Genomic DNA, 24,582 nt, shown 5'->3' with positions numbered 1-24,582 from the left:
CACCCCCACCCCAGCCCTCCCCCGCAAGGCGGGGGAGGGAAACGTCAGCGGCCTGCCAAAGCGTGCAGCTCGCCGGCGATGTCCTCCAGCTCCTCCAGCACCTCGCGCAGGGTGCCGGCGGCGGTCTCGGGCGGCTCGGGCAAGGGCAGTTCGGCCTCTTCCAGCCCACCCTCCCGCAGCAGGCGCTGCACGCCCTTGATGGTGTAGCCCTGGGTGTAGAGCAGGTCGGAGATGCGCCGCAGCAGGGCGATATCCTCCGGCCGGTAATAGCGCCGCCCGCCGCCGCGCTTCAGCGGCTTGAGCTGGGGGAATTTGGTCTCCCAGAAGCGCAGCACATGCTGTGGAATGCGAAGGTCGTCGGCGACTTCGGAAATGGTGCGGAAGGCGGTCGGCGCCTTCTGGCCGCGGCCGCGGCCCTCGGAGCCAGCCTCGCTCACTCCTGGCCGCCGCGCGGCAGGGGCTGGCCGTTGATGCGCGCCTTCAGCACCTGGGAGGGACGGAAGGAGAGAACCTTGCGGGGCAGGATCGGCACCTCCACGCCCGTCTTCGGGTTGCGGCCGACGCGCTGGCCCTTCTGGCGGACGAGGAAAGTGCCGAAGGCGGAAATCTTCACCGCCTCGCCGGCTTCCAGCGTCGCGGCGATCCGCTCCAGCACCGTCTCCAGCAGGGCAGCCGATTCGTTCCGCGAGAGGCCGACCTGGGTGTAGATCGCTTCCGCGAGATTGGCCCGCGTCAAGGTGTTCATGCTCTGAGCCCGGTCCTGCAAGCCGTTCTGGGGGCTAGAAAACCGGTATCGGCCTCGGGCGTCAACCGTGTTGAGGGAAGGCGTCGCGCCTTGACATGAGGCGCGCCTTACGGCGTCGCCCTCCCTCGACCTCCCACCCGCAAAGGGCCGAAGGGCCCTTTGGACCCTTGCGTTTTGCGCCTCGACCGTCGCTACCGAATTCATGGTTTCCAAAGGCCCTTCGGCCTTTGACGGGAGGAGCCCTCAGAACCGGACCAGCGCCGCGCCCCAGGTGAGGCCGCCGCCGATCGCCTCCATCAGCACCAGGTCGCCGCGCTCGATGGCGCCGCGGCCATCGGCATCGGCCAGCGCCAGCGGGATGGAGGCGGCGGAGGTGTTGGCATGGCGATCCACCGTGACCACCACCCGCTCCCGCGGCAGGCCCAGCTTCCTGCCCATGGCGTCGATGATGCGCAGATTCGCCTGGTGCGGCACCAGCCAGCGCACATCGCCATGGCCGAGCCCATGCGCCGCCAGGGCTTCGTCCACCACCGCGGCGAGCTTGCCGACGGCGTGGCGGAACACCTCCCGCCCCGCCATGCGCAGCAGGCCGGTGCCGCCATCGCTGCCGGCGCCGCCCTCGATATGCAGGATGTCGGCGTAACGGCCATCGGAATGCAGATGGGTGGAGAGGATGCCGCGATCCGCGGCGCGCCCCTGCCCTTCCGTGGCCGTCAGCACCACCGCGCCGGCGCCGTCGCCGAACAGCACGCAGGTGCCGCGATCCGTCCAGTCCAGGATGCGGGAATAGGTCTCCGTCCCGATCACCAGGGCACAGCGCGCCTGGCCGGTGCGCAGCAGCGCATCCGCCATGCCGAGGGCGTAGATGAAGCCGGTGCAGGCCGCGGAGAGATCGAAGGCGAAGCCCGGGCCGCAGCCGAGCGCGGCCTGGATGCGCACGGCGGTCGCCGGGAAGGCGCTGTCCGGCGTCGAGGTCGCGACGATGACGCAATCCACCGCCTCGGCCGGCAGCCCCGCGCGCTCCAGCGCCCGCCGCGCCGCCGCCGCGCCCATGGAGGAGGCGGTCTCCCCCTTCGCCGCGATATGCCGCTGGCGGATGCCAGTGCGCTCGACGATCCAGGCATCGGAGGTTTCGATGCCGTATTCGGCAGCGAGATCGTCGTTGCGCAGCACCTTCTCCGGCAGGTAGCCGCCGCAGCCGGCGATCAGCGAACCCAGGGTCATGCCGTCTCCCCGATTCCTCAGCGGGGCGTCGCCGCCGCCACCGGTGCGGGGGCGGCGAGCCGGGTCAACCCCTCGCGGATTCGATCATTGAAGCGATGCGTCACCATGTCCATCGCCACGTCGATGGCATGGGCGAAGCCCGTCGCATCCGTGCCGCCATGCGACTTCACGACGACGCCGTTGAGGCCGAGCAGGATGGCGCCGTTGTAGCTGCGCGGGTCCATCCACTCCCGCAACCGGTCGAGCGCCGGGCGGGCGAGCAGATAGCCCAGCCGGGCGGGAACGCTGCTGGTGAAGACCTGGCGCAGCAGGTCGCGCATCAGCTTCAGCGTGCCCTCCGCCGTCTTCAGCGCGACATTGCCGGTGAAGCCATCCGTCACCACCACATCCACCGTCCCGGCGGCGATGTCATGGCCTTCGACGAAGCCATGGAAATGCGGCGCGATATGGCTTTCCCGCAGCACTTCCGCCGCCTGGCGCACCCGGTCATCGCCCTTCAGCTCCTCCGAGCCGACATTGAGCAGGCCGAGGGAGGGCGCGGTGAGGCCGAGCACGGCGCGGGCGAAGGCATCGCCCATGACGGCGAATTCGACCAGGTTGCGGCTGTCGCACTGCACATTGGCGCCGAGGTCGAGCATCACCACGTCGCCGCGCGCGGAAGGCGCGATGGCGGCGAGCGCCGGCCGGTCGATCTCCGGCAGGGTCTTCACCACGATCTTCGCCAGCGCCATCAGCGCGCCGGTATTGCCGGCGGAGACGACGCCCTCCGCCTCGCCGGATGCGACGGCGTCGATGGCGAGCCGCATGGAGCTGTTCCGCCCCTGGCGCAGCGCCGCCGTCGGCTTCATCTCGGCGGAGATCACGCCCGGCGCGTGGCGCAGCCGGCAGAGCTTCGCGGCGCGCGGCCGGCGGGCGAGCATGGCGCCGATCCGCGCCTCATCCCCGACCAGCAGGAACCGGGCTTCGGGGTGGCGTTCGGCCGCCAGCTCCAGCCCGTCCAGCACGATATCGGGTGCATGGTCGCCCCCCATGGCGTCGATGGCCAGGGAGAAGGAGTGCGGCACGGGTTCCGGACCTCCGCCGAGCTGCCCCGGTTCCGTCAGCTGCGGACCACGCCCTTCACTGATTCGGCCGGGACGACTTCACGCCCATCATAATAGCCGCAGGAGCTGCAGACATGGTGCGGGCGCTTCAGCTCGCCGCAATTCGGGCATTCCGCGTGGTTCTCGCGGGACAGGGCCTCGTGCGACCGGCGCATGCCGCGGCGGGAGGGCGAAACCTTCTTCTTCGGAACGGCCATGGCGCCGAGCCTTCCTTCATACAGACGTAATGAGATTCGTCGGGAGCGCGGGGCTGTAGCACCCGGGCCCCTGGCGTGCAAGCTGCGGGGGCTCCGCGCCCCGGACCCCGGCGTGAGCCGGCAGGTCCGACCGTCCGGTTCGCAACTCGGACCGGGGTCCGGGGGAGCGGTCCGGTCCCCGGCGGAGGCTCAGGGGCAGCGCCGCGGTCCTTCTTTTATTTTCTGTTATTTACGCGAAATTCCTAATTCGATCTCTTCAGCCGGTCGAGGGCCGCGAAGGCGCCCCCCGAAGCATCCTGCGCTTCCGGCGGCAATTCGGCCCCTGGCGCCCGCGGATAGGGGTCCAGCGCCAGGGCAAGCTGCTCCGCCACCGCCTCCCCCAGATCGGCCACGCCATCGGGGCAGGCGATCTCGTCCAGATCCTCCGGCCCGTCCGACTCCGCCTGCCCCGGCGGCAGCAGGCGAAAGGCCAGGCGCTCCTCAACGCGTTGCGGCACCGACTCCAGCGTCACCACGCAGGCCTGGATCACCTCGGCCCGCAGCTCCCCCGCCGCCAGCACCGCGCCATCCGCATCCGGCCGGAGGTGCAGCTCGGCACTGAGCGAGTCGATGCCGAGGAGGTCGAAGCGGGCCGCCAGCGCGGCGCATTCCTCCGGCGTCGCCACCAGGGATTCGCGGCGGCCGCCCGGCCCCACCAGACCAAGCGGCAGGCGGCGGGAGAATTCAGGCGGCATCGGCGACGGCCCCGGCCGGGGGAAAATGCGCCTCGCCGGCCAGCAGCGCCGGCATCCCCTGCCCTTCCAGCGCCGCGGCGGCGGCAAGGGCGTAGCCGGCCAGCGCCAGCGCCGCCGCCGGGGGCGGGCCGGCATCCTCGGCCCGCCAGACATTGCGGCGCAGCGCGGCGGCCATGGCGGCGGCATCCCCGGCGGCGATCGCCGCCTCATAGGCCTGGGCGCGGCCGTGGAACGCCTCCCACATCCGCTTCACCCGCTTGCCGACGACCAGGTCCCCCACCCCCATTTCCCGCAAATTCAGGTCCATATCGGCGAACATGGCGTCGAACACCGCCTGGGCCAAGGCCGGGCCGCGCCGGTCCGGGTCCCGGTGCAGCCGGCGGATGAGCAGGGCGACATGCAGCCCGACCAGGTCGAAGCGGCCATCCAGCGTGTCCGGCACGCCGAGCGTGGCAAAGAACCAGGGCTGGCGCGCGGCCGCGACGGCGGTGCCGTAAAGCTCGAAGCCGGCCCGCTCATGCGGCTTGCGGCGGAACAGGGCGAAGAGGCCCATGGGCGGCGGTCCTTCAGGCAGGGCGTGATCGCTGGAGATTGCCTCAACCGAAAGCGTGCTGCACGCGATCCGAACAGCGCGTGACCGCTTGAGGTTGCCGCAACCGAAAGCGTGACTCACGCCATCAGGCAAGGCGCCGGAACGGAATGCGCAACCGGAGGAGGTGCACCTCGTTCCAGGGCGCTGTTGACCCTGGCGTGGCGTGATGCCATCTGGCGGCAGCCGGGGAGTCCGGCCGGCCAGTTGGAACGAGAGATGGATCGCCTCACCCGAACGGTCAACGCGGCACGTGCCGCCTGGGGCCGGGGCCAGTCCCCGGGCCGGGCTGTGCGCCGGCCGGCCGGCAAGCTGCTTCGCCCGATGGCGGCCGCTGCCCTGCTCCTGCTCGCCGGCTGCAGCTTCTTCGATTCGCCGGTCATCATGCGTGGCAACCGGGTCTCGGATGAGCAGCTTGCCCAGATCACCCCGGGCGTCGCGACCCGGCGGGACGTGCAATCCCTGCTCGGCTCCCCCACCCAGTCCAGCACCTTCAATGACGGCGCCTGGTACTATATCAGTTCCAATACCCGGGCCCGGCCGGGGCGGGAGCTGGCGGTGAGCGACCAGCGCACCGTCGCCGTGCTGTTCGACGCCAGCGGCGTGGTGCGGGAGGTGAAGGTGCTGGGGGCGGAGGATGGCCAGAACGTCACCATGGTCTCCCGCGAGACCCCGACCCCGGGCACGGAGCGCACGCTGATGCAGGCGCTGTTCGGCAATATCGGCCGGGTCGGCATGATGTCGCAGCAGCCTTCGCCGGGGCAGCAATAGCTCCTCCCCGGGAAGCCGCTGCGCGCCTTGCGGCGCGCCTTCCTGGGGGCTCCGGACCGCTCGACGTCCGGCACGCGCGCGACTTGCCGCGGCAGGGCGGCAGGCGGCGCGGGGGCAACCGCGGCGCCGGGCCTGACCCGGCCGTGGCGCGGGTCAGCCGCGCTGGGGCATGGCCGTCGGGATGACGGTCTTCACCAGGGTCGCGTCCAGCGCCTCATAGTCGTGATAGCCGATGGTGGCGTAGAGCTCGGCGCGGGTCTGCATGCGGTCCACCATCTTATGGGTGCCGCCATTGGCCTTGATGGAGACGTAGAGCTCCTCCATCGCCTTGGCCGCGACCCGCAGATGGGAAACCGGCCAGATCACCATGGCATAGCCCATGGCCTGGAATTCCTCGGCGGTGAAGAAGGGCGTGCGACCGAATTCGGTCATGTTGGCCAGCAGCTTCACCCCAGGCATGCGCTTGGCAAACTCGGTGAACATCTCGGCGGTGTTCAGCGCCTCGGGGAAGATCGCGTCGGCCCCGGCCTCCAGGTAGAGCCTGGCGCGGGCCACGGCGCCGTCCATGCCCTCGCTGGCGGCGGCATCGGTGCGGGCGATGATATAGAGGTGCTTGCGGGCCTTGCGGGCGGCGGCGATCTTGGCCGCCATGTCATGGGCGTCGGCCAGCTTCTTGTCGTTCAGATGGCCGCATTTCTTCGGCAGGAGCTGGTCCTCCAGATGCACCGCCCCGGCCCCCGCCTCCTCGAAGGCGCGGACCATGTGCATGACGTTCAGCGCCTCGCCATAGCCGGTATCGCCATCCACCAGCATGGGCAGGCCGGCGGCGCGGGCCACCTGGCGGATGTAGAAGCAGACCTCGTCCACCGTGATCATGCCGAGATCGGGCAGGCCCATGGTGGCGGTCATGGCGGCGCCGGAGAGGTAGAGCGCCTCGAACCCCTGCTGCTTGGCGAGCAGGGCGGAGATGCCGAGATGGGCGCCGGGCATGCGCAGGATCTCCGGCCGGTCCAGCAGGCGGCGGAAGCGGAGGCCGGCGGGCTCGTCCGGCACGTCGGCGCCGATCACATAGGGCATGGTGCATCTCCTTCTGGCGTGGCGGCAGAAGGCGGCGGGACGCGGGCGCTGTCAATTCCGGAGAGGCGAAGGCGGCGATAGGCCGGGCGGATCGCCGGGAAGAACGGGGGCTTCGCCCCCTAGCCTCCACCAGGGGCTCTGCCCCTGGACCCCGCCGGGGCCAAGGCTTGGCCCCGGACCCCGCCCTGAGTCGGCAGGTTGAACCGTCGGGTCTGAAACTCGGACCGGGGTCGGGGGGGGCGGTTGGCGGCGCTGCCGCCAACGGGCGAAGCCCCCTCCCCGCCCCGCGTCACCCCGCGCGCCACTCCGGGAAGGGGTCGGGCAGCCGGGCCCAGGCGCGGGGGCCGCCGCGCATCTCCGCCGGGGTCAGCAGGCAGGCGTCGAGCGCCCGGCGCAGCGCCGCCTCCTCCATCCCGATGCCGATGAGGACGATCTCCTGCCGCCGGTCGCCCCAGGGCTCCTGCCAGTTCGCCAGCACCCCCTGGCGCCATTTCGGGTCCTCCGGCCAGCGCCCCTCCGGCTGGGCGGCCCACCAGAACCCCGCCGCCTCATGCCGGCCGATGCGCCCGGCAAGCTGCCAGGACCCGGCCCAGGGCAGGCGCGTCGCCAGCCAGAAGAAACCCTTGGCGCGGACCACGCCGGGCAGCTCGCCCTCGATCAGCGCCTTGAACCGGGCCGGGTGCAGCGGCCGCCGCGCCCGCCAGACGAAGGAGCGGATGCCGAATTCCTCGCTCTCCGGCAGGTGCCCCCCGGCCAGCGCCTGGGCCCAGCCGGCGGCCTGCTGCGCCCGGGCGAAGTCGAACCGCCCGGTGCCGAGGACCCGCCCCAGCGGCACCTGGCCCCGCGTGCAGGCGATGATTTCCGCCCCCGGGTTGAAGGTGGCGATCAGCCCGGCGAGGCGGCCGAGCTCCGCCTCGCTCACCAGATCCGCCTTGTTCAGCAGGATGACGTCGGCGAACTCCACCTGCTCGACCAGCAGGTCGACGAGCAGCCGGCCATCCCCCTCCCCCGCCGTCTCGCCACGGGCGGCGAGGCTGTCGGCGGAGGCGTAATCCTCCAGCCAGGCCCTGGCATCCACCACCGTCACCATGGTGTCCAGCCGGGCCAGGTCGGCGAGGCTGAACCCGTCCTCGGCGCGGAACTCGAAGGTGGCGGCGACCGGCATCGGCTCGCTGATGCCGGTGCTCTCGATCAGCAGGGCGTCGAAGCGGCCCTCCCGCGCCAGCCGCGCCACCTCCCGCAGCAGGTCGTCGCGCAGGGTGCAGCAGATGCAGCCATTGGAGAGCTCGACCAGCTTCTCCTCGGTGCGGGAGAGGGTGCCGGCATGGCCGACCAGGGCGGCGTCGATGTTCACCTCGCTCATGTCGTTCACGATGACCGCGACGCGGCGGCCCTCGCGGTTGGCGAGGAGGTGGTTCAGCAGCGTCGTCTTGCCGGCGCCGAGGAAGCCGGAAAGGACGGTAACCGGCAGGCGGGGATCTGGCGTCATTCGGGCGGGATCCTTCCAGGCTCATCGAGGCAGAGCAGCAGCCGGGCGCGGGGGCCGGCGCCGGCGGGGGGCGAGCGGTGCAGGCAGCCGAAGCCGGCATTGCCGGGATACGCCTCGCCCTTGAGCAGGGCGGCGGCGCCGGTGGCGACCCGGCCCGCCGGGCAGGGCAGCGCCGCGGGGTCCAGGGCGCGCGCCGCTTCCGCGCCGCCGGCCAGGGGCAGAAATTCCGTCCCCGGGCCGCAATAGGTGCAGAGCAGCCGGAGCCCCACCGCATCGGCATGCCAGCGATGGCAGGCCGGGCCGGTGATGCCCTCCAGCCGGAGCCGGACCGCCTCCCCGGTCTCCGCCAGGGCGGCGAAGAACAGGGCAAGCTGGGCGATGTCCTGCAGCAGTTCGAAGCCGGGGGGCGCCGGCAGGGCTTCGGTCAGGACGGTCAGGGCCGCCTCCAGCTCGCCCTCCGCGCTGACCGAGAAGGGCGCGGCGGCGAGCAGCGGCCGCAGCCCGGTACGGAGGCGGCGCGGCAGGGTACGGTGCCAGATCGCGAGGTTGCATTCCGGCCGCAGGATGTCGGCCAGCACCTCCGGCGACGCGCCGGAGACGCAGGCGCCCTGGTAGCGGGTGGGGGCGCCAGGGTGGGGCGGCGGCAGGAGGGAGGCCGCGCTGAAGCATTCGAGCACCAATCCCGACATGGCAGGCAATCCGACAAGATCGATTAGTTATGTTATAACATAACTTCTTCCTGTCCAGAGGGGCACGCCCCGCCCGGCCCCCTCCGCCCCGCCTCAGCGGAAGAAAATGCAGGTTACCAGCAGGAAGAGCGGCAGCAGCACCGCGGCGGCCCAGGCGCAGTAGCCGAAGAAGCTCGGCATCCGGACGCCGCCTTCCTCGGCAATGGCTTTCACCATGAAATTAGGCGCGTTGCCGATATAGCTGTTGGCCCCCATGAAGACCGCGCCGCAGGAAATGGCCGCAAGGATCAGCGCCCCCTCCCCCATCAGCTCTGCCGCATTGCCGCCAGCCAGGTTGAAGAACACCAGGTAAGTCGGTGCGTTATCGAGAAAAGAGGAGAGCCCCCCGGTCAGCCAGAAATAGACGGCGGGGATCGGCTCCCCACCCGCATCGGAGGTGAGCGCCACCAGCCCGGAAGCCGCCCCCGCCGGCCCGGCCTTCAGGATCTCCAGCACCGGCGCCATGCAGAGGAAGATGGCGGCGAAGAGCTTCGCCACCTCCGCCATCGCCCCCCAGGCGAAGCCATTCGCCTCGCGCAGCGCCGCCGGCGTCAGCTTCAGGGAAAGGGCGGTGATGCCGAGGAAGCCGGCCATGGCCAGCAGCCGCTCGAGGCCGACAGGCTCGCCGAGCAGCGCCACCTCCCCCGGCTGCCAGACGCCCTGCAGCAGCACCAGGGCGACGATACCGCCGATCAAAGCGAGGTTCACCCGCCCCTCCACCCCCAGCCTCTCGGGCGGCACCCCGGGCGGCAGCGCGGGCGGCACCGGCTTCTCCCGCGCCCAGGCCCAACTGTCCAGCAGCCAGTACAGCGCGAGCAGCAGCAGGGCGCAGAACAGCACCTCGGCGAAGAGATGCTCCGCCGTCCAGAAGAACCCCACCCCCTTGAGGAAGCCGAGATAGAGCGGCGGATCGCCCAGCGGGGTCAGCCCGCCGCCGATATTGGCGACCAGGAAGATGAAGAAGACGAAGCTGTGGGTCTTGCGCCGGCGGAAGGCATTGGCGCGGAGCAGCGGCCGGACCAGCAGCATGGCCGCACCGGTGGTGCCCATCAGCGAGGCGATGGCGGTGCCGGTGGCCAGCAGCGCGGTGTTGGTCCCCGGTGTGCCGACCAGCCGGCCGCGCAGCAGCACCCCGCCCCCGGTGGTGTAGAGCGCCAGCAGCAGGGCGATGAAGGGCAGGTACTCCTGCAGCAGCACATGGCGGAAGGTGGCCAGCGTCGCCTCCGGCCCGAAGCGGATGGCGAAGGGCAGGAAGAGCGCCAGCACCCAGAGGGCGGCGATCTTGCCATAGTGATGATGCCAGAGCCGCCCGGCCAGCAGCGGCAGCAGGGCGATGGAGAGCAGCAGCCCGGCAAAGGGCAGGCCCCAGCCGAGGCCCATCGCCGCCCCCTCCACCGCCGCCGCCGCCGGCCCTGGCAGCAGGACCAGCATCCCAATCCCCGGCAAGATTCCCCGCAACGCCCCGCCCCCCGGCCGTTTCCCCCGCTCTACAGGAAGAACAGCCAGGTCACGAGAGCGAGCGGCGGCAGCATCAGCACCAGGCTCCAGCCCATGAAGCCGAGGAAGCCCGGCATATGCACCCCGCGGCGGGAGGCGATGGCCCGCACCATGAAATTCGGCGCATTGCCGATATAGGTGAGCGCCCCCATGAAGACCGCGCCGCAGGAAATGGCCAGCAGCACCGGCGCCCTCTCCCCGGTCATCCGCGCCGGGTCGCCGCCCGCCAGCTCGAAGAAGACGACATAGGTCGGCGCGTTGTCGAGGAAGGCGGAAAGCCCGCCCGTCAGCCAGAAATAGGCGGCCGGCAGGGGCTGCCCCGCCGCCCCCGTGGTCAGCGCCAGCAGCCCGCCCAGCGGGCCCGATTCGCCGGCATGCAGGATCGCGATCATCGGCGCCATGCAGATGAAGATGGCGGCGAAGAGCTTCGCCACCTCCGCGAAGGGCGCCCAGGAGAACATGTTGGCCTCATGGCTGGAAAGCGGCGTCAGCCGCAGCGAAAGCAGGCCGATGCCGAGCATCAGCACCATGCCGGCCAGCCGCTCCCCGCCGATCGCCTCGCCGAACAGCACCACCTCCCCGGGCCGCCAGACGCCCTGCATGAGCACGGCGAGGATCACCAGGACGAGCAGGGCGATGTTGGCCGCGCCCCGGAGGCGAAGAGGCCGCGTCTCCGGCGGCGGCGGGTCCCGCCGCGCCAGAACGCTGTCCAGCACGAAGAAGGCCAGCAGCAGCAGCCCGGCCACCACCGCCATCGGCGGCAGCAGATGCAGGGCCGGCCAGAAGAAGGGCACGCCACGCAGGAAGCCGAGGAAGAGCGGCGGATCGCCGAGCGGCGTCAGGCTGCCGCCGACATTGCCGACCAGCAGGATGAAGAAGACCGCCAGGTGCACCTTCCGCACCCGGTGCGCATTGGCCCGCAGCAGCGGGTGGATCAGCACCATGGCGGCGCCGGTGGTGCCCATCAGGCTGGCGAGCAGGGTGCCGATCGCCAGCAGCAGGGTATTCCCCGCGGGCGTGCCCCAGGGCCCGCCCTGCACCACGATGCCGCCACCGACCGTGAACAGGGCGAAGATCAGCGCCACGAAAGGCAGGTACTCCAGCAATATGGCGTGCCAGGCGAGGCCAAGGGCGTCGCCCGGGCCGAAGCGCGCCGCCCAGGGCAGCAGCAGCGCCAGCGCCCAGAGCGCCGCGATCAACCCCATGCGCCGGTGCCACAGCCGGTCCGCCAGCAGCGGGAACAGCGCGATGGACAGCAGCAGCCCGGCAAAGGGCAGGCCCCAGGCCAGGCCGATGGGTTGTTCCGGCGCCGCCAGCGCCGGCATGGGGACGAGCAGGAGCGGCGCCGCCGGCAGGGCCAGGCGGTGGAGATTCCCGAGCATGCCCCCAAATGTCCTGGCCGGAGGCCCGGCGCAAGCAAAACCGGCGGCCGGTCCCGGGGGTTTTCCTCCCGCGGGCCGGCGCCTAAGGTCCGGGCCAAACGCGGGAGCAGAGCATGGAAATGACCGGCGAGCGGCGCATCCCCGCGCCGCGCCAGCAAGTCTGGGAAGCCCTCAACGACCCCGAGGCGCTGCGCGCCGCCATCCCCGGCTGCGAATCCGTCGAGCGCACCGCGGAGGACCAGTTCCAGGCGCGCGTGGCGGTGAAGCTGGGGCCGATGTCGGCCAAGTTCGGCGGCAAGGTGAAGCTGGAGAACATCAACGCCCCGGTGAGCTACACCATCACCGGCGAAGGCAATGGCGGCGCGATGGGCTTCGCCAAGGGCGGCGCCGATGTGGCGCTGGAAGAGGTCTCCGCCGCCGAGACGCTGCTGAAATACCAGGTGAAGGCGCAGGTCGGCGGCAAGATGGCGCAGCTCGGCGCCCGGCTGATCGACAGCACGGCGAAGCAGATGGCGGACCAGTTCTTCGACCGCTTCGCGGCGAACCTGACGCCGGTGCCGACCACGGCCGAGGCGGCGGCCGCCCCCGCCGAGGCGAGCGCCGCGACGCCGGCGCGGGGCGATGCCGGGCTGACCGAGACGCCGGCCTCGGCGCCCGAGGACGCCGCCAACGCCGCCGCCATGGCGGCGACGCGCAGCCCGGCCAATGCGGCGGCGACCGCCGCCCGGGTGGAGACCGCGCGCCAGGGCGGCATCGCGGCCGGCACGGATACGGAATACCTGGCGGATGCCGGCGGGCCGGGCCCCCTCACCCAGCATGGCGCGGAAGGCCCGAGCGCCGGCGGCGGCAAGCCGGTCTACCGGCCCAACCCGCGGCCCGTGGCGCCGGAGGCGCTGACGCCGATGCGGCTGCTGCTGCAGATCGAGCCCTTCGGCCTGCCGCTGCAATTCTGGGGCGGCAGCGTCATCCTGCTGATCATCCTGGCGCTGATGTTCCTGTGAGCCTGCTCCCTGTGAGCCTGTCCCCGTGAGCCTGCCCGAGAGCGTCGAAGCGACCCAGCGCCTGCTGGCGGCCGGCGGCTATGTCGCCGACCGGGCGCTGGCCACCACGGTGCATCTGGCGCTGAAGATGGGCCGGCCGCTCTTCCTGGAAGGCGAGCCGGGCACCGGCAAGACGGAGATCGCCAAGGTGCTGGCGGCGCAGCTCCCGCGCCGCCTGGTGCGGCTGCAATGCTATGACGGGCTGGACCTCTCCGCCGCGGCCTATGAGTGGAACCACGCCAAGCAGCTCATGGCCATCCGCCTGGCGGAGGCGAGCGGCGAGGCGCAGGACCGCGCGGCGCTGGAACGCGGCATCTACGACCGGAGCTTCCTGCAGGAGCGGCCGCTGCTGCAGGCGCTGACCGGCGACCCGGCGGTGCTCCTGATCGACGAGCTGGACCGGGCGGACGAGCCTTTCGAGGCCTTCCTGCTGGAAGTGCTGGCAGATTTCCAGCTCACCGTCCCGGAGCTCGGCACCCTGCGCGCGGCGACGCCCCCCGTGGTGATCATCACCTCCAACCGCACCCGCGAGGTGCATGACGCCATCCGCCGCCGCTGCCTCTACCATTGGGTGGACTACCCGGACGCGGCGCGGGAACGCGCCATCCTGGCGATCCGGGCGCCGCAGGTGCCGGAAGCCCTCTCCGCCCAGGTGGTCGCCTTCGTGCAGAAGCTGCGCGGCGGGGACTACTTCAAGCTGCCGGGCGTCGCCGAAACCATCGACTGGGCCGCCGCCCTGACGGCGCTCGACGCCCGCGAACTGGAACCCACCGCCGTGGACGACACCCTCGGCGTGCTGCTGAAATACCAGGACGACATCGCCAAGCTCCGCGGCGCCGAAGCAGCCCGCCTCGTCGCCGAAACCAAGCCGGCCCCGGCGTGATGTCGTCCTGCCCGGCGGCGTGGCAGGGAGGGCTCTGCCCTCCCTGCACCCACCCGCCAAGGGCCGAAGGGCCCTTGGAACCCATGAGTTATCGCCAGGAGAAGGCCCCCCGGCGGGGGGCCTTCTCCTGGCGATTAAACTTACACCGGGGTCCGGGGACCGGTCCGGTCCCCGGCGGGGGTGCAGGGGGCAGAGCCCCCTGCGGCGACCGCCCGGCATGAACGATTTCGCGGCCATGGCCGGGCTCGTTTCCGTGCCGGAGCCGGGGCGGGCCTTGGCGGCGAATGTGTTGGCGTTCGGGCGCTTGTTGCGGCGGGCGGGGGTGCCGGTGGGGCCGGCGGAGGGGCTGGCCGCCATGGAGGCGCTGGGGCAGGTCGATATCGGCGACCGGCGGCAGGTGCATGCGGCGCTGCGTGGCGTGATGGTGCATCGGCGCGAGCATTTCGAGGTGTTCGACCAGGCCTTCCTGCTGTTCTGGCGCGATCCGGAGGGCGGGAAGAACGCCGCCGCCATGGCGCTGATGGAGGGTGCCAAGGATCAGGCCAAGCCGCCCCCGGCCAGCCGGCGGGTCTCGGAGGCTTTGGCGCCGCAGCAGCGGCCGAACCCGCCCCTGGAGCCGCCGGAGGAGCGGCCGCCGGTCGAGGTGGCGATGACGGTCAGCGAGCGGGAGCGCCTGCAGACCATGGATTTCGAGGCGATGTCGGCGGCCGAGATCGCCGCCGCCAAGGCCGAGATCCGCAAGCTGGTGCTGCCCCTGGACGCGCGGCCGACCCGGCGCTTCCGGCCGGACCCGGAAGGGCCTTCGATTGATCTGCGGGCGACGATCCGGGCCAGCCTGCACCAGGGGGGCGAGCTGCTGACCCTGGAGCGCCGGCGGCGGGTGGAGCGGCCGCCGCCGCTGGTCGCGTTGTGCGACATTTCCGGCAGCATGGCGCGCTATGCCCAGGTTCTGCTGCATTTCCTGCACGCCGTCACCAATGACCGCGACCGGGTGCATTCCTTCCTCTTCGGCACGCGGCTGACGAACGTCACGCGGCAGCTCCGCGCCCGGGATGCCGAGGTGGCCTTCGAGATGGTGAGCCACATCGTCCCCGACTGGTCCGGCGGCACCCGGATCGGGGAAAGCCTGGCGCTGTTCAACAAGCAGTGGTCCCGCCGGGTGCTGGGCCAGGGCGCGGTCGTGCTGCTGATCACCGATGGGCTGGACCGGGAGGGGGCGAAGGGCTTGGCGGAGGCGACGGACCGGCTGCGCCGCTCCTGCCGCCGGCTGATCTGGCTGAACCCGCTGTTGCGGTTTTCCGGCTTCGAACCCAGATCCCAGGGCATCCGGGCGATGTTGCCCCATGTGGACGAGTTCCGCCCGGTGCATAATCTGGCAAGCTTGCGGGAATTGGTGGCGGCGCTGAGCGGCGCCCCCCCGCTGCCAAGGAGGATGGCCGCATGAGCGATTCCGAAGACGTGCTGGCGACGGCCGCGGGCTGGCGGGCCGCCGGGGAAAACGTGGCGCTCGCGACGGTGGTGGAGACCTGGGGCTCCTCGCCCCGCCCGGCCGGGTCGCGGCTGGCCGTCAGCGCTTCCGGCAAGCTGGCCGGCAGCGTCTCGGGCGGCTGCATCGAGGGGGCGGTGGCCGACGCCGCGAAGAAGACGATGGCCTCCGGCACGCCGCAGCTGCTGGATTTCGGCATTTCCGATGAGCGGGCCTGGGAAGTCGGCCTCGCCTGCGGCGGTAAGCTGAAGGTTTTCGTGGAGAAGCTGGCGTGACGCCGGAACTGCTCGCCGCGCTGCAGGAGGCGCAGGCGGAGAAGCGGCCGGTGGCGCTGCTGACGCGGCTCTCCGACGGGCATCAATTGCTGTGGCCGGACAGCGCGGTGCCGGCACCGCTGGCCGAGGCTGCAGCGGCGGCGCTGCGGGAGGACGAAGCCGGGAACCTGACGCTGGAGGGCGAGGCCTGGTTCATCCACCCGCACAACCCGCCGCTGCGCATCGTCATCGTCGGCGCGGTGCACATCGCCCAGGCGCTGGTGCCGATCGCCCAGGCGACAGGCTATGCGGTGACGGTGGTGGATCCGCGCCGCGCCTGGGCGACGGCCGAGCGCTTCCCGGGCATCACCCTGATCCATGAATGGACCGACGACGCCGTGGCCGCCCTGGCGCCGGATGTGCGGACGGCGGTGGTGACGCTGACGCATGACCCGAAGCTGGATGATCCCGGGCTGGATGCGGCGCTGAAGTCGGACTGCTTCTATATCGGCGCGCTGGGCAGCCGGCGGACCCATGCGAAGCGCGTGGCGCGGCTGACGGAGATGGGGCATTCGGCCGATTCCATCGCCCGCATCCACGCCCCGGTCGGGCTGAATATCGAGGCGGTGACGGCCCCCGAGATCGCGCTCTCCATCATGGCGGAGATCGTTGCGGTGCGGCGCGGTGCGGCGCTCGGCCGGCGGGCGCCGGCAGCGGCGGCGGCGGCATGATCTTCGGCCCCACCCCGCTGGCGGAGGCGCGCGGCGCCGTGCTGGCGCATACCGTGCGCCTCACCGGCCGCGTGCTGAAGAAGGGCACGGTGCTGGACGAGGCCGCGGTGGCGGCGCTGCAGGCCGGCGGCCATGGCAGCGTCATCGCCGCGCGGCTGGAGCCGGGCGACGTGCCGGAGGACGAGGCGGCCGACCGCCTCGCCAATGCGCTGATGGGCCCGCTGCTGGCGCGCAGCCGCGCCTCGACCGGGCGGGTGAATCTGCTGGCGGATGCCGCCGGGCTGCTGGTGGTGAACCCGGCGGCCATCGACCGGATCAACGCGCTGGACGAAAGCCTGACCATCGCCACCCTGCCGAATTACGTGCCGGTGACGGCGAAGGAGATGGTGGCGACCATCAAGGTCATCCCCTTCGCCGTGCCCGGTGCCGTGCTGCAGGTGGCGGAGGGCCAGGCGCGCCAGGCGGCGCAGCTCGGCGGGCCGGTGCTCGCCGTGCGCCCCTTCCGCCCGCTGAAGGTCGGGCTGGTGCTGACCGAGCTGCCGGGTGTGAAGGAAAGCGTCATGGAAGGCGCGGTGGAGGTGACGCGCGGCCGCGTGGAATCCCTCTGCGGCACGCTGCTGCCCGCCGAGCGGGTGCGGCACGAGACGCCCGCCATCGCCGATGCGCTGGCCCGGCTGCGCCGCCAGGGGGCGCAGGTGCTGCTGGTCGCCGGCGCCTCCGCCGTGGTGGACCGGCGGGATGTCGGGCCGGCCGCCATCGTGCGGGCGGGCGGGGCGATCGACCATTTCGGCATGCCGGTGGATCCGGGGAACCTGATCTGCCTCGGCCATATCGAGGACATCCCGGCGCTGGTGCTGCCGGGCTGCGCCAAATCGCCGAAGATGAACGGCATCGACTGGGTGCTGCAGCGCCTCTTCGCCGGGCTGGCGGTGACGCCGCAGGATGTGATGGGGATGGGCGTCGGCGGGCTGCTGAAGGAGATCGAGCTGCGCCCCCTGCCCCGGGCCGAGGCGGCGAATGCGCCCGCACCGGCCGTCGCGCCACGGCGCGGGCGGCAGGTGGCGGCGCTGGTGCTGGCGGCCGGGCGCAGCCGGCGCATGGCGCCGCTGAACAAGCTGCTGGTCACGGACGATACCGGGGTGCCGATGGTGACGCGGGTGGTGGACAACGTGCTGGCCTCCCGCGCCCGGCCGGTGGTGGTCGTCACCGGCTATGAGCGCGAGCGGGTGGAGGAGGCGCTCACCGGGCGCGGCGTGATCTTCGCCCATGCGGATGACTATGCGGAGGGGCTCTCCGCCAGCCTGAAGGCCGGGCTGGCGGCGCTGCCGAAGGAGGCGGAGGGGGTGGTGATCTGCCTCGGCGACATGCCGCTGGTGGCGGGGCCGATGGTCGACCGGCTGCTGGCCGCCTTCGACCCGGAGGAAGGCCGCGCCATCGTCATGCCGACCTTCCGCGGCAAGCAGGGCAACCCGATGCTCTGGGCACGGGAATTCCTGCCGGAGATGATGACGATCACCGGCGATGTCGGCGCCAGACACCTGGTGGGCAAGCATGCCGACCGGGTGGCGGAGGTGGAGATGGCCGATGACGCCGTGCTGCGGGACTTCGACACGACGGATGCGCTGAAGAAGGCGCCGGGGTTCGCAGGCGCCGTCAGGTGAATTGAGGGGGACGCTGTCCTCCTCAAACTCCCCCTGCCAAGGGCCGAAAGGCCCTTGGAACCCTTGAGTTTTGCGGCTCGACCGTCGCGTCTAAGACTTATGGTTTCCAAAGGCCCTTCGGCCTTTGGCGGGGAGAGTTTGAGAGGGGCAGAGCCCCTCTCAAGCCGCCGCCCCATCGATCGGCAACGCCACCCCCGACACATAGCTGGCTGCTTCCGAGAACAGGAACGCCACCACCGCCGCCACCTCCTCCGGCACGCCGGCGCGGCCCATCGGGATGCCGCCGATCATGCGCTGCTGTTCCGGCTCGGTCATCGCCTCGAACCGCGTGCGGATGCGGGTGCCCTGGGCGCCGAGGATGAGGCCCGGCATCACCGCATTCACCGTGATCCCCTCCTCCGCCAGGTCCTTGGCCATCTGCGCCGTCATGCCGATCAGCGCCGCCTTGGAGGTGGCGTAGGGCAGCCGCCCCGTCACCGTGGTCAGCGGCCCCTTGGTGCCGCGCGCCGAGCTGGAGGAGAAGTTCACGATCCGCCCATGCTTCTGCCGCCGCATCGCCGGCAGCACGGAGCGGGAGAAGAGGAAGGCGCTCTTCAGGTTCAGGTCGATGACATGCGTCCAGGCTTCCAGGTCGATCTCGTCCGCGTGTCGTGCCCGCACCGGGCCGGCGCCGCCGGCGACATTGGCCAGGGCGTCGATACGGCCGAAGCGCGAGAGCGCCTCCGCCACCGCCGCTTCCACCTGCGCCTGGTCGGTGGCGTCCGTCACCCGCACCACCAGCCGCGCGCCGGCCTCCGGATGCGCCGTTTCCAGCGCCTCCAGCGCCTTCTCGTTGGTGTCGGTCGCCAGCACCGAATAATTCTGGCGCAGCAGCTCCGCCACCAGCGCCCGTCCCAGCTCCCCGGCCGCGCCGGAGAGAATCGCCACCCGTCCCGCCATCATGAACCCCCCTTGAACGCCTGCCGCAGCCCGCGCGCTTCCAGCAGCGGCATCACCTCCGCCGTGAAACGGCGCAGCCCGTCCGCGAAATCCACCCAGGTCAGCAGCGCGCCGTCCAGCCCCGCCTCGGCATAGCCCTGAAGCTGCGCTGCGATCTCCGCCGCCGTGCCGAGCAGGATGGAGCCGCCGGCGCCGGCGGCGAAGCGCATGCGGAATTCCCTGGCCTTTTCGGGGTCGAGGATGCGCGTCTCGGCCGCCAGGCCCGCCGTCCATTGGTCGAGGCAGGCGGTGTCCTCGAACTCCACCGCGTAGCGGTGGAGATAGGCCTCGGCCTCGGCGCGCGTCGCCCGCTGCACCACGGGGGCGTAGGTCCAGACCTGCACCTCCCGCCCGTATTCCTCCCGCGCCAGGCGCTTGTATTCGGCGATCTGCGGCGCGCTCTCCTCCGGGCGGTCCGACTTCAGGATGATGAAGCACATATCGGCGTGCTGCGCGGCGAAGCGCATGCCACGGCCGGAGCCGCCGGCATTCATGATGGGTGGGCGCGGCCGCTGCAGCGGCTTCGGCATGGAGGCGCCGCGGATCACCTGGAAGAAGCGGCCGGCGAAGTCGAACTCGGCTTCCTCCCGCCACAGCCGCTCCACCAGGGTCAGCCATTCCTCCAGATGGTCGTAGCGCTCGTCATGCTCGCGCAGGGGGGCGCCGAACATCTCCAGCTCCGGCCGGTTCCAGCCGCCGACGACGTTCAGCCCGAAGCGGCCGCCGGAGATGATGTCGATGGTCGCCCCCATCTTCGCCGCGACGATGGGATGGATGGTCGGCGCATGGGAGGTGGCGAAGATGGCGGCGTGGCGGGTGGCCTGGGCGATGCCGGCGGCGAAGGTGAAGGGGTCCAGCACCACGCCGCTCGGATGGTCCGGCGGCAGGTTCCCGTAACCCTTCCAGCGGGCATAGGCGACGATGGCCTCGAAGCCGGCGGCATCCGCCATCTGCGCCGTCGCCACCGCCGCCGGCCAGTTGGGGCGATAGGCTTCCGGCACCAGCGTCTGGGCGCCGCCCTTGCCATTGGTGCCGAAGATGCCGAGCTTGAGGCGATTGCCGCCGCCCAGCAGCCGGCTCACGCCACCACCACCGGGGGGATGTTCTCCGCCAGCCAGGCGGCGATGGCGAGCAGGGGCGCGTCCATGTGTTGCTGCCCCATCACCTGCACGCCCACCGGCAGCCCGCCCACCGCCATCAGCGGCACGGTGATGGCCGGCGCGCCGAGCACCGAGCTGGGCGCGTTGAAGGCCGGCAGGCCGGTGGTGTGGGTGATGCCGCTATCCTTCGCCTGGTTGTCGGCGCGCGGCGCGGGGCCGACCGAGGACAGGCTGATGACCGCATCCGCCAGCCCGCCGATGGCGGCGAAGCTGCGCCGCGCTACCTCCCGCCGCAGCAGCACGGCGCGGTAATCGTCCAGCGTCATCTCGCGGGCCAGGACCAGGCGGGAATAGATGCTGTCGCTCAGCCCCTCGCGGTGCAGCGCCGCCATGTTCTCCAGCGACCAGCGCTGTTCGAAGCCGCAGACATCGCGGCAGATTTCCAGCGAGTCGCCGATGCCCTCCTCGAAAGCCTCGATCAGCGGGCTGTCGCTGCGGCGGAGGATGTCTATTCCCGCATCGCGCAGCCGGCCCAGCAGCGCCTCGAAGCCGTCAAGGGTGGCGCCGTCGAGCAGCGGCCAACCTTCGGATTCCATCACCACCAGGCGCCGCGGCTTGACCGCCGGCCGCGGCTCCGGCTCGCCATAGAGGCCGGGATGGCCGGGATCGCCGCCGGCGCGCTGGGCGATCTCCCAGGCCACCTGCCACATGTCGCGCTGGCTGCCGGCATGGACGCCGAAATGGCTCTGGGAGAACCCCTGGCGCTCGCCGCGGTTCAGCGCGCCATAGGTCGGCTTGATGGCGTGGTTGGCGCAGAAGCCGGCCGGGCGGATGACGGAGCCCACCACCTGGGTGCCGATCGCCGCCGGCACCATGCCCGCGCCGATGACGGCGGCGGAGCCGGAGGAGGAGCCGCCCGGCGTATGCGCCGGGTTGAAGGGGTTGGTGGTCGGGCCGGGGTGGGACATGCCGAATTCGGTCGTCACCGTCTTGCCCAGGATGATCGCGCCGGCCGCGCGCAGCGCTTGCACGGCGGCGCTGTCCTGCTTCGGGTTGAAGCCCTTGTAGAGCGGGCTGCCCATCTCCGTCGGCATGTCGCGCGTCAGGATCAGATCCTTGATGCCGATCGGCATGCCGTCGATGGGCGAGAGCGGCTGGCCGGCCTTGTAACGGGCGGTGGCGGCGTCGGCGGCCTGCCGCGCGCCCTCGATGTTCAGCGTCACCCAGGCGCGGACCACGGGCTCGCGTGCCTCGATGACGCCAAGGCAGCGTTCCAGATAGGCGCGCGGCGTGTCCGTGCCCTCGCGGAAGCCGGGGACCGCATCGTGGAAGGTCAGCGGGCGGAAGCCCGCGGGATCGTAGCTGCCGCTCATGCCGTCACCTCATGCGCTGCGGACCAGGCCTCGGCCACCTCCGCCCCGGTGGCGAACCATACGCCAGGGAAGGTCCGGATCCAGGCGATCAATTGGCGCAGCAGGGCGATGCGGCTGGGCCGGCCGGAGACCTGCGGGTGGAAGACGATGTCGAACAGCCCGCCCCAGCGATAGATCTCGCGGAACTCCTCCTGCCAGACCTCCAGCAGGTGGGAATTGGGGAAGATCGGCCGCGGGCTGGCGACGGAGAAAAGGGCGTAGGGCGCGTCGTCCAGGCTCCAGTGCCAGGGCAGCTCGATAGGGCCGCGCGCGCCGTTCGCCAGGGTGTGGCGATAGGGGTTGACGTCGTCCAGCAGGGAGCTGTCGTAGAGGAAGCCGTGCTGCGTCAGCAGGCGGAAGAGGTTCTCGCTGACCTCGCCGGCGGGCGACCGGTAGCCCCTCGGCTTCACGCCGAGGCAGCGCTGCAGCGCCGCCAGCCCCTTCTCCATCTCCTCGATCTCATGCTCCGGGCTGTCCGAGACCCAGCGATGCGAGTAGGAGTGGTGACCGATCTCATGCCCGGCCTTGAGGATCGCCTCGCAGGGCGCCGGGTGGTTCTCGGCGGTCCAGCCGGGGATGAAGAAGGTGGCCTTGAGGCCGGCTTCCTCCAGCGTTTCCAGAATCTTCGGCACGCCCACCTTGGCGCCGTAGCGGCCCTGGCTGAGCACGCCGGGGCGACGGGCATTGGCCGGATCGCGCGAGGTCCAGAGCGTCTCGGCATCGAAATCGAATGTCAGCATGACGGCGCAGCGCGCGCCATTCGGCCAATTGATCCGCCTGTCCACCATGCCGCCTGCCCCAATGCCGTTGCCGGCATGGCGCCATGGTTGCGGGCCCCTGTCAAAGCCCGACTGGAGCATGAAGCGTTCGCCTTCGCTCACGCGTCATGCTCCAGCCCATTGATTTGAGAGCATGATTCACGCCTCCGGCGGTCATGCTCTATTCGGCGAGCAGATCCTCCATCCGCCGCACCAGCAGGCGGCGGGCGGCCTCGGCGCCGACCTCCGGCTGGGCCTTCGCCTTGAAGGTGTCGGCGGCGCGGATCTCGTCCCCGAAATCGAGGCCGGTGCTGCGCTCGATCGCCGTCACCGCCACCCGCCAATGCTGCACATCCACCTGCGGCAGATCCTGCGGCGTGCCGAGGAAGCGGCGGGTCTCGCCCAGCAGCGGCTTCTGGTCCACCACCAGCGCCACCGCCTTCAGCCCCTGGGCGGCCGGCCAGACCACCACCTTGAAGAAGGCGGAGGGGATCTGGACGTCCTCCGCCCAGAGGTCGAGGGCGTCGTCGAAGACCGGTCCCTGGAAGACCGAGATGCGCTTGCCGCTCTCCTCCGCCAGCACCCCGTTCTCCAGCACGTAGCGCTCCGCCCCCTGCCAGTAGGTGGCGGATTGGTTGAAGCGGAAATGCTGCGGCGAGCAATTGGTGAAGTGGAAGGTGTCGGCATTGGCCCGCTCCGCCTCCGCCTTGTCGCCCCAGGTGGGATCGGAGCGGCGGGTGAGATGGCCGCGGTCGAACAGGTGCGACCATTCCTTGTAGAATTCCTGGCCCAGCACCTGGCTGGCGGTGACGCGCGGGTCGTTGAACCAGGTGTCGCCCTCTTCAGTGTTGACGACGCGGCCGGTATCGCGGTTGACCGCCAGATAGGTCGGGCCGTCGATATTGGTGGCGGTGAAGATCGCCAGGCGCCGGGTGCGGTGCAGCTTGATGCTGAAATGGGTGTAGCGCAGCTCGCCCTCCTCCGGCCGCTTCTCGCCGAGGCGGAGCGGCGCGACGGCGGCGGCCAGGCTGGCGGAGAGGCCGGGCAGGGGCAGGCTGAAGCCCGGGATGAATTTGGGGCTGTAGCCCTTGCGGTTACTGTAATCGGGGTCGATTTTCGCCGCCTCGGCGCCCCGCCGCAGCGTCTTCAGCGCCGGCGGGGCGGCCAGCGGCAAGGCCGGGGCCGCCGGCAGCACCGGGGCGGCGGCAGCCGGCAGCGCGGCGCCGAGGCGGAGAGTGATCTCCAGCGGGATGCTGAACCGGATTTCGCCCGGTGCGGTCGGCGGGCTGGCGGCCACGCCGCCACCGGCCAGGTCCGGGGCGGGCGCGGCCGTGGCAAGGCCCGACGCCGCCGGAGCAGGCGCCGCTGCGGCGGCCGGCGCGGCGGGGTGGCTCGGAAGGGTCGCGTCGGGATCCTGCGGCATCGGGGCGGCTCCGCTTCGGGGGATGGGCGTCGGGGCGCCTGGCGACGGCGCCGGGGATAGCCCCGGAGACAGCCCCGCCTGGGCGCCGCGCAGGCCGGGCCCGCCCTGGCCGGGCGACCGGCCGGACCCGGCCTGGCCAGGCGGTGACCGGCCGGGCGCCGGCGCGGCCACCTGGCGGGGCGGCGAGAGCAGCTTCTCCCCCGGCGCGCCGGCGCTGCCGGCATCGAGGGCCAGCACCGCCGCCAGCAGCGCTCCTGGCGCTTCCGCCAGCTCGCCCAGGCGGCGCTGCAGATCGGTGTAGATCGCGCTGATCCGCACCCCCTCATTCATCTGCGCCGGCACCTGCGCCGGCAGCGGCGCCTCCGTTGCGGCGGTTGCCAGATGCGGCTCGCCCCAATGGTGCAGGGCCACCACCTCCCAGGTGTCGTTGAAGACCGGCGCGCCGGAGGAGCCCTCATCCGTGTCGGTCTCATAGAGCAGCGCGGTCTCGGTGCGGCCGAGCAGATGGTTCTTCCGCATCGCGATCAGCTTCGGCAGGCCGCGCGGATGCTGGATGACGTTCACCGGCATGCCGAGCAGATGCTTGTCCGGCCGGTTGGAGAGAATGCAGAAACCCAGTTCCGCCTCGGTCGCGCTGCCGCTCAGCCTTTCGCCGAGGGCGACCAGCGCGTAGTCCAGCGCCTCCGGCGGGGAGAACAGGGCGAAGCGCTCCGGCGCCAGGCGGAAGATGGTGGTGGGGCGGGGCCGGCCGCGCTCATCCGCCTCCCGGTCGAAGACGGCCTGGGCGGCGAGCGCTTCCTCCGCGTCGCCGATGACATGGGCGTTGGTGAGGAACAGCCCGGCGCCGACCAGGAAGCCGGTGCCGGTGCGGGCACCGAAGGGCAGGCTCACCTCCACCATGGCGACGGCACGGCGGCGCGCCGCGCCCGTCGCCAGGAAGGTGGCGCCGATGGCGTCGAGGAACTCGCCGGCGAAGGATTCCGCCCCGCGCAGGCCGAGCTTCGCCACCTTGGCGCCGGCATAGGCGGCGCGGCGGGCGAGGTCCGGATCCGCCTCCCACCACCGCCCCGCCTCGATCAGCCGACGGACGCGGTCGAGCTCCGGGGCCTCCTGGGCCAGGCGCTGGCGCGCCTTGGCGCGGTAATCCGGCATGGGCGCCTCCTTGCGGCGGCAGCCTCGGCGGGACGGGGCAAGCGGGTCAAATGAAGCCTCAGCGGCAGCGGCGGGCGGGCGCGCTGTCAGTGCCCGGGCGCACCGGCCGCACCCCGCGCCGCCCGGTGCCCTGCCACGGCTTTGCCGGGGCAGGCTGTGCGAAGCCCG

General features: G+C 71.7%; 24 protein-coding genes. 7 read left to right on the top strand and 17 right to left on the bottom strand.

What is annotated here, in order from left to right; genetic code table 11:
- Positions 1-44: 44 nt before the first annotated feature.
- The 7 genes from E5N76_RS00720 to E5N76_RS00690 form a co-directional block, all read right to left on the bottom strand.
- Positions 45-437, bottom strand: a complete 393-nt coding sequence (locus E5N76_RS00720) for a MerR family transcriptional regulator (RefSeq protein WP_149535378.1) — start codon at positions 435-437, stop codon at positions 45-47.
- Positions 434-949 carry an integration host factor subunit alpha gene (locus E5N76_RS30890; protein WP_268921280.1) on the bottom strand — a complete coding sequence of 172 codons (516 nt, stop codon included), beginning with the start codon at positions 947-949 and terminating at the stop codon, positions 434-436. The genes E5N76_RS00720 and E5N76_RS30890 overlap by 4 nt, the downstream gene beginning before the upstream one ends.
- A 39-nt stretch (positions 950-988) precedes the next feature.
- On the bottom strand, positions 989-1,969 hold the full coding sequence (locus E5N76_RS00710) for a beta-ketoacyl-ACP synthase III (protein WP_149535376.1): 981 nt from the start codon (positions 1,967-1,969) through the stop codon (positions 989-991).
- A gap of 17 nt (positions 1,970-1,986) precedes the next feature.
- On the bottom strand, positions 1,987-3,033 hold the full coding sequence (gene plsX, locus E5N76_RS00705) for a phosphate acyltransferase PlsX (RefSeq protein ID WP_268921275.1): 1,047 nt from the start codon (positions 3,031-3,033) through the stop codon (positions 1,987-1,989).
- 35 nt (positions 3,034-3,068) lie between these two features.
- Positions 3,069-3,269: a 50S ribosomal protein L32 gene (rpmF, locus tag E5N76_RS00700; protein ID WP_149535375.1), complete on the bottom strand. Its 201-nt coding sequence runs from the start codon at positions 3,267-3,269 to the stop codon at positions 3,069-3,071.
- Between the two features lie 242 nt (positions 3,270-3,511).
- Positions 3,512-4,003 carry a YceD family protein gene (locus E5N76_RS00695; protein ID WP_149535374.1) on the bottom strand — a complete coding sequence of 164 codons (492 nt, stop codon included), beginning with the start codon at positions 4,001-4,003 and terminating at the stop codon, positions 3,512-3,514.
- A complete protein-coding gene (locus E5N76_RS00690; protein WP_149535373.1) occupies positions 3,993-4,556 on the bottom strand; it encodes a ubiquinol-cytochrome C chaperone family protein in 564 nt (187 codons plus the stop codon). The genes E5N76_RS00695 and E5N76_RS00690 overlap by 11 nt, the downstream gene beginning before the upstream one ends.
- Before the next feature lie 360 nt (positions 4,557-4,916).
- On the opposite strand from E5N76_RS00690, the gene E5N76_RS00685 reads away from it, so the two are divergent.
- The gene (locus E5N76_RS00685) at positions 4,917-5,363 is read left to right on the top strand and encodes an outer membrane protein assembly factor BamE (protein ID WP_187829889.1); all 447 of its coding nucleotides are present in this window, start codon (positions 4,917-4,919) and stop codon (positions 5,361-5,363) included.
- A 153-nt stretch (positions 5,364-5,516) separates the two neighbouring features.
- Here E5N76_RS00685 and prpB read toward each other — a convergent pair whose 3' ends face one another.
- The 5 genes from prpB to E5N76_RS00660 form a co-directional block, all read right to left on the bottom strand.
- Positions 5,517-6,440 carry a methylisocitrate lyase gene (gene prpB, locus E5N76_RS00680; protein ID WP_149535371.1) on the bottom strand — a complete coding sequence of 308 codons (924 nt, stop codon included), beginning with the start codon at positions 6,438-6,440 and terminating at the stop codon, positions 5,517-5,519.
- 289 nt (positions 6,441-6,729) lie between these two features.
- On the bottom strand, positions 6,730-7,929 hold the full coding sequence (gene zigA / locus E5N76_RS00675) for a zinc metallochaperone GTPase ZigA (protein WP_149535370.1): 1,200 nt from the start codon (positions 7,927-7,929) through the stop codon (positions 6,730-6,732).
- Entirely contained in the window at positions 7,926-8,618 is a 693-nt protein-coding gene (locus E5N76_RS00670) for a DUF1826 domain-containing protein (protein WP_149535369.1), read from the bottom strand. Before E5N76_RS00670 ends, zigA begins: the two co-directional genes overlap by 4 nt.
- Positions 8,619-8,711: 93 nt before the next feature.
- Complete coding sequence (locus E5N76_RS00665; protein WP_149535368.1) at positions 8,712-10,088, bottom strand: sodium:proton antiporter; 1,377 nt, start codon at positions 10,086-10,088, stop codon at positions 8,712-8,714.
- Between the two features lie 56 nt (positions 10,089-10,144).
- A complete protein-coding gene (locus E5N76_RS00660; protein ID WP_149535367.1) occupies positions 10,145-11,536 on the bottom strand; it encodes a sodium:proton antiporter in 1,392 nt (463 codons plus the stop codon).
- A 113-nt stretch (positions 11,537-11,649) separates the two neighbouring features.
- On the opposite strand from E5N76_RS00660, the gene E5N76_RS00655 reads away from it, so the two are divergent.
- From E5N76_RS00655 to E5N76_RS00630, 6 genes are all read left to right on the top strand, one after another.
- Positions 11,650-12,537: an SRPBCC family protein gene (locus E5N76_RS00655; RefSeq protein ID WP_149535366.1), complete on the top strand. Its 888-nt coding sequence runs from the start codon at positions 11,650-11,652 to the stop codon at positions 12,535-12,537.
- Positions 12,538-12,562: 25 nt separating this feature from the next.
- Positions 12,563-13,459 (top strand): AAA family ATPase, encoded by an 897-nt coding sequence (locus tag E5N76_RS00650; protein ID WP_149535365.1) that lies wholly within the window; start codon positions 12,563-12,565, stop codon positions 13,457-13,459.
- Between the two features lie 217 nt (positions 13,460-13,676).
- Positions 13,677-14,903, top strand: coding sequence for a vWA domain-containing protein (locus E5N76_RS00645; RefSeq protein ID WP_235907521.1), 1,227 nt, complete (start codon positions 13,677-13,679; stop codon positions 14,901-14,903).
- Complete coding sequence (locus tag E5N76_RS00640; RefSeq protein ID WP_149535364.1) at positions 14,900-15,220, top strand: XdhC family protein; 321 nt, start codon at positions 14,900-14,902, stop codon at positions 15,218-15,220. Before E5N76_RS00645 ends, E5N76_RS00640 begins: the two co-directional genes overlap by 4 nt.
- Positions 15,217-15,930, top strand: a complete 714-nt coding sequence (locus tag E5N76_RS00635) for an XdhC family protein (RefSeq protein WP_149535363.1) — start codon at positions 15,217-15,219, stop codon at positions 15,928-15,930. Before E5N76_RS00640 ends, E5N76_RS00635 begins: the two co-directional genes overlap by 4 nt.
- Complete coding sequence (locus tag E5N76_RS00630; RefSeq protein WP_149535362.1) at positions 15,927-17,591, top strand: NTP transferase domain-containing protein; 1,665 nt, start codon at positions 15,927-15,929, stop codon at positions 17,589-17,591. Before E5N76_RS00635 ends, E5N76_RS00630 begins: the two co-directional genes overlap by 4 nt.
- Before the next feature lie 159 nt (positions 17,592-17,750).
- On the opposite strand, the gene E5N76_RS00625 is transcribed toward E5N76_RS00630, so the two are convergent.
- The 5 genes from E5N76_RS00625 to E5N76_RS00605 all read right to left on the bottom strand — a co-directional run bounded on the left by E5N76_RS00625 (position 17,751) and on the right by E5N76_RS00605 (position 24,414).
- The gene (locus E5N76_RS00625) at positions 17,751-18,530 is read right to left on the bottom strand and encodes an SDR family NAD(P)-dependent oxidoreductase (protein WP_187829888.1); all 780 of its coding nucleotides are present in this window, start codon (positions 18,528-18,530) and stop codon (positions 17,751-17,753) included.
- Complete coding sequence (locus E5N76_RS00620) at positions 18,530-19,651, bottom strand: LLM class flavin-dependent oxidoreductase (protein WP_149535360.1); 1,122 nt, start codon at positions 19,649-19,651, stop codon at positions 18,530-18,532. Before E5N76_RS00620 ends, E5N76_RS00625 begins: the two co-directional genes overlap by 1 nt.
- Positions 19,648-21,042, bottom strand: coding sequence for an amidase (locus E5N76_RS00615; protein ID WP_149535359.1), 1,395 nt, complete (start codon positions 21,040-21,042; stop codon positions 19,648-19,650). The genes E5N76_RS00620 and E5N76_RS00615 overlap by 4 nt, the downstream gene beginning before the upstream one ends.
- Positions 21,039-21,869: a polysaccharide deacetylase family protein gene (locus tag E5N76_RS00610; protein ID WP_149535358.1), complete on the bottom strand. Its 831-nt coding sequence runs from the start codon at positions 21,867-21,869 to the stop codon at positions 21,039-21,041. Before E5N76_RS00610 ends, E5N76_RS00615 begins: the two co-directional genes overlap by 4 nt.
- Before the next feature lie 151 nt (positions 21,870-22,020).
- A complete protein-coding gene (locus E5N76_RS00605; protein WP_149535357.1) occupies positions 22,021-24,414 on the bottom strand; it encodes a DNA/RNA non-specific endonuclease in 2,394 nt (797 codons plus the stop codon).
- Positions 24,415-24,582 lie beyond the last annotated feature (168 nt).

The organism is Siccirubricoccus phaeus (genome assembly GCF_008360935.1).
Lineage (GTDB): Bacteria > Pseudomonadota > Alphaproteobacteria > Acetobacterales > Acetobacteraceae > Siccirubricoccus > Siccirubricoccus phaeus.
Note: the sequence above shows the minus strand (reverse complement) of the source record. Positions and strands in the feature narration are given on the sequence as shown.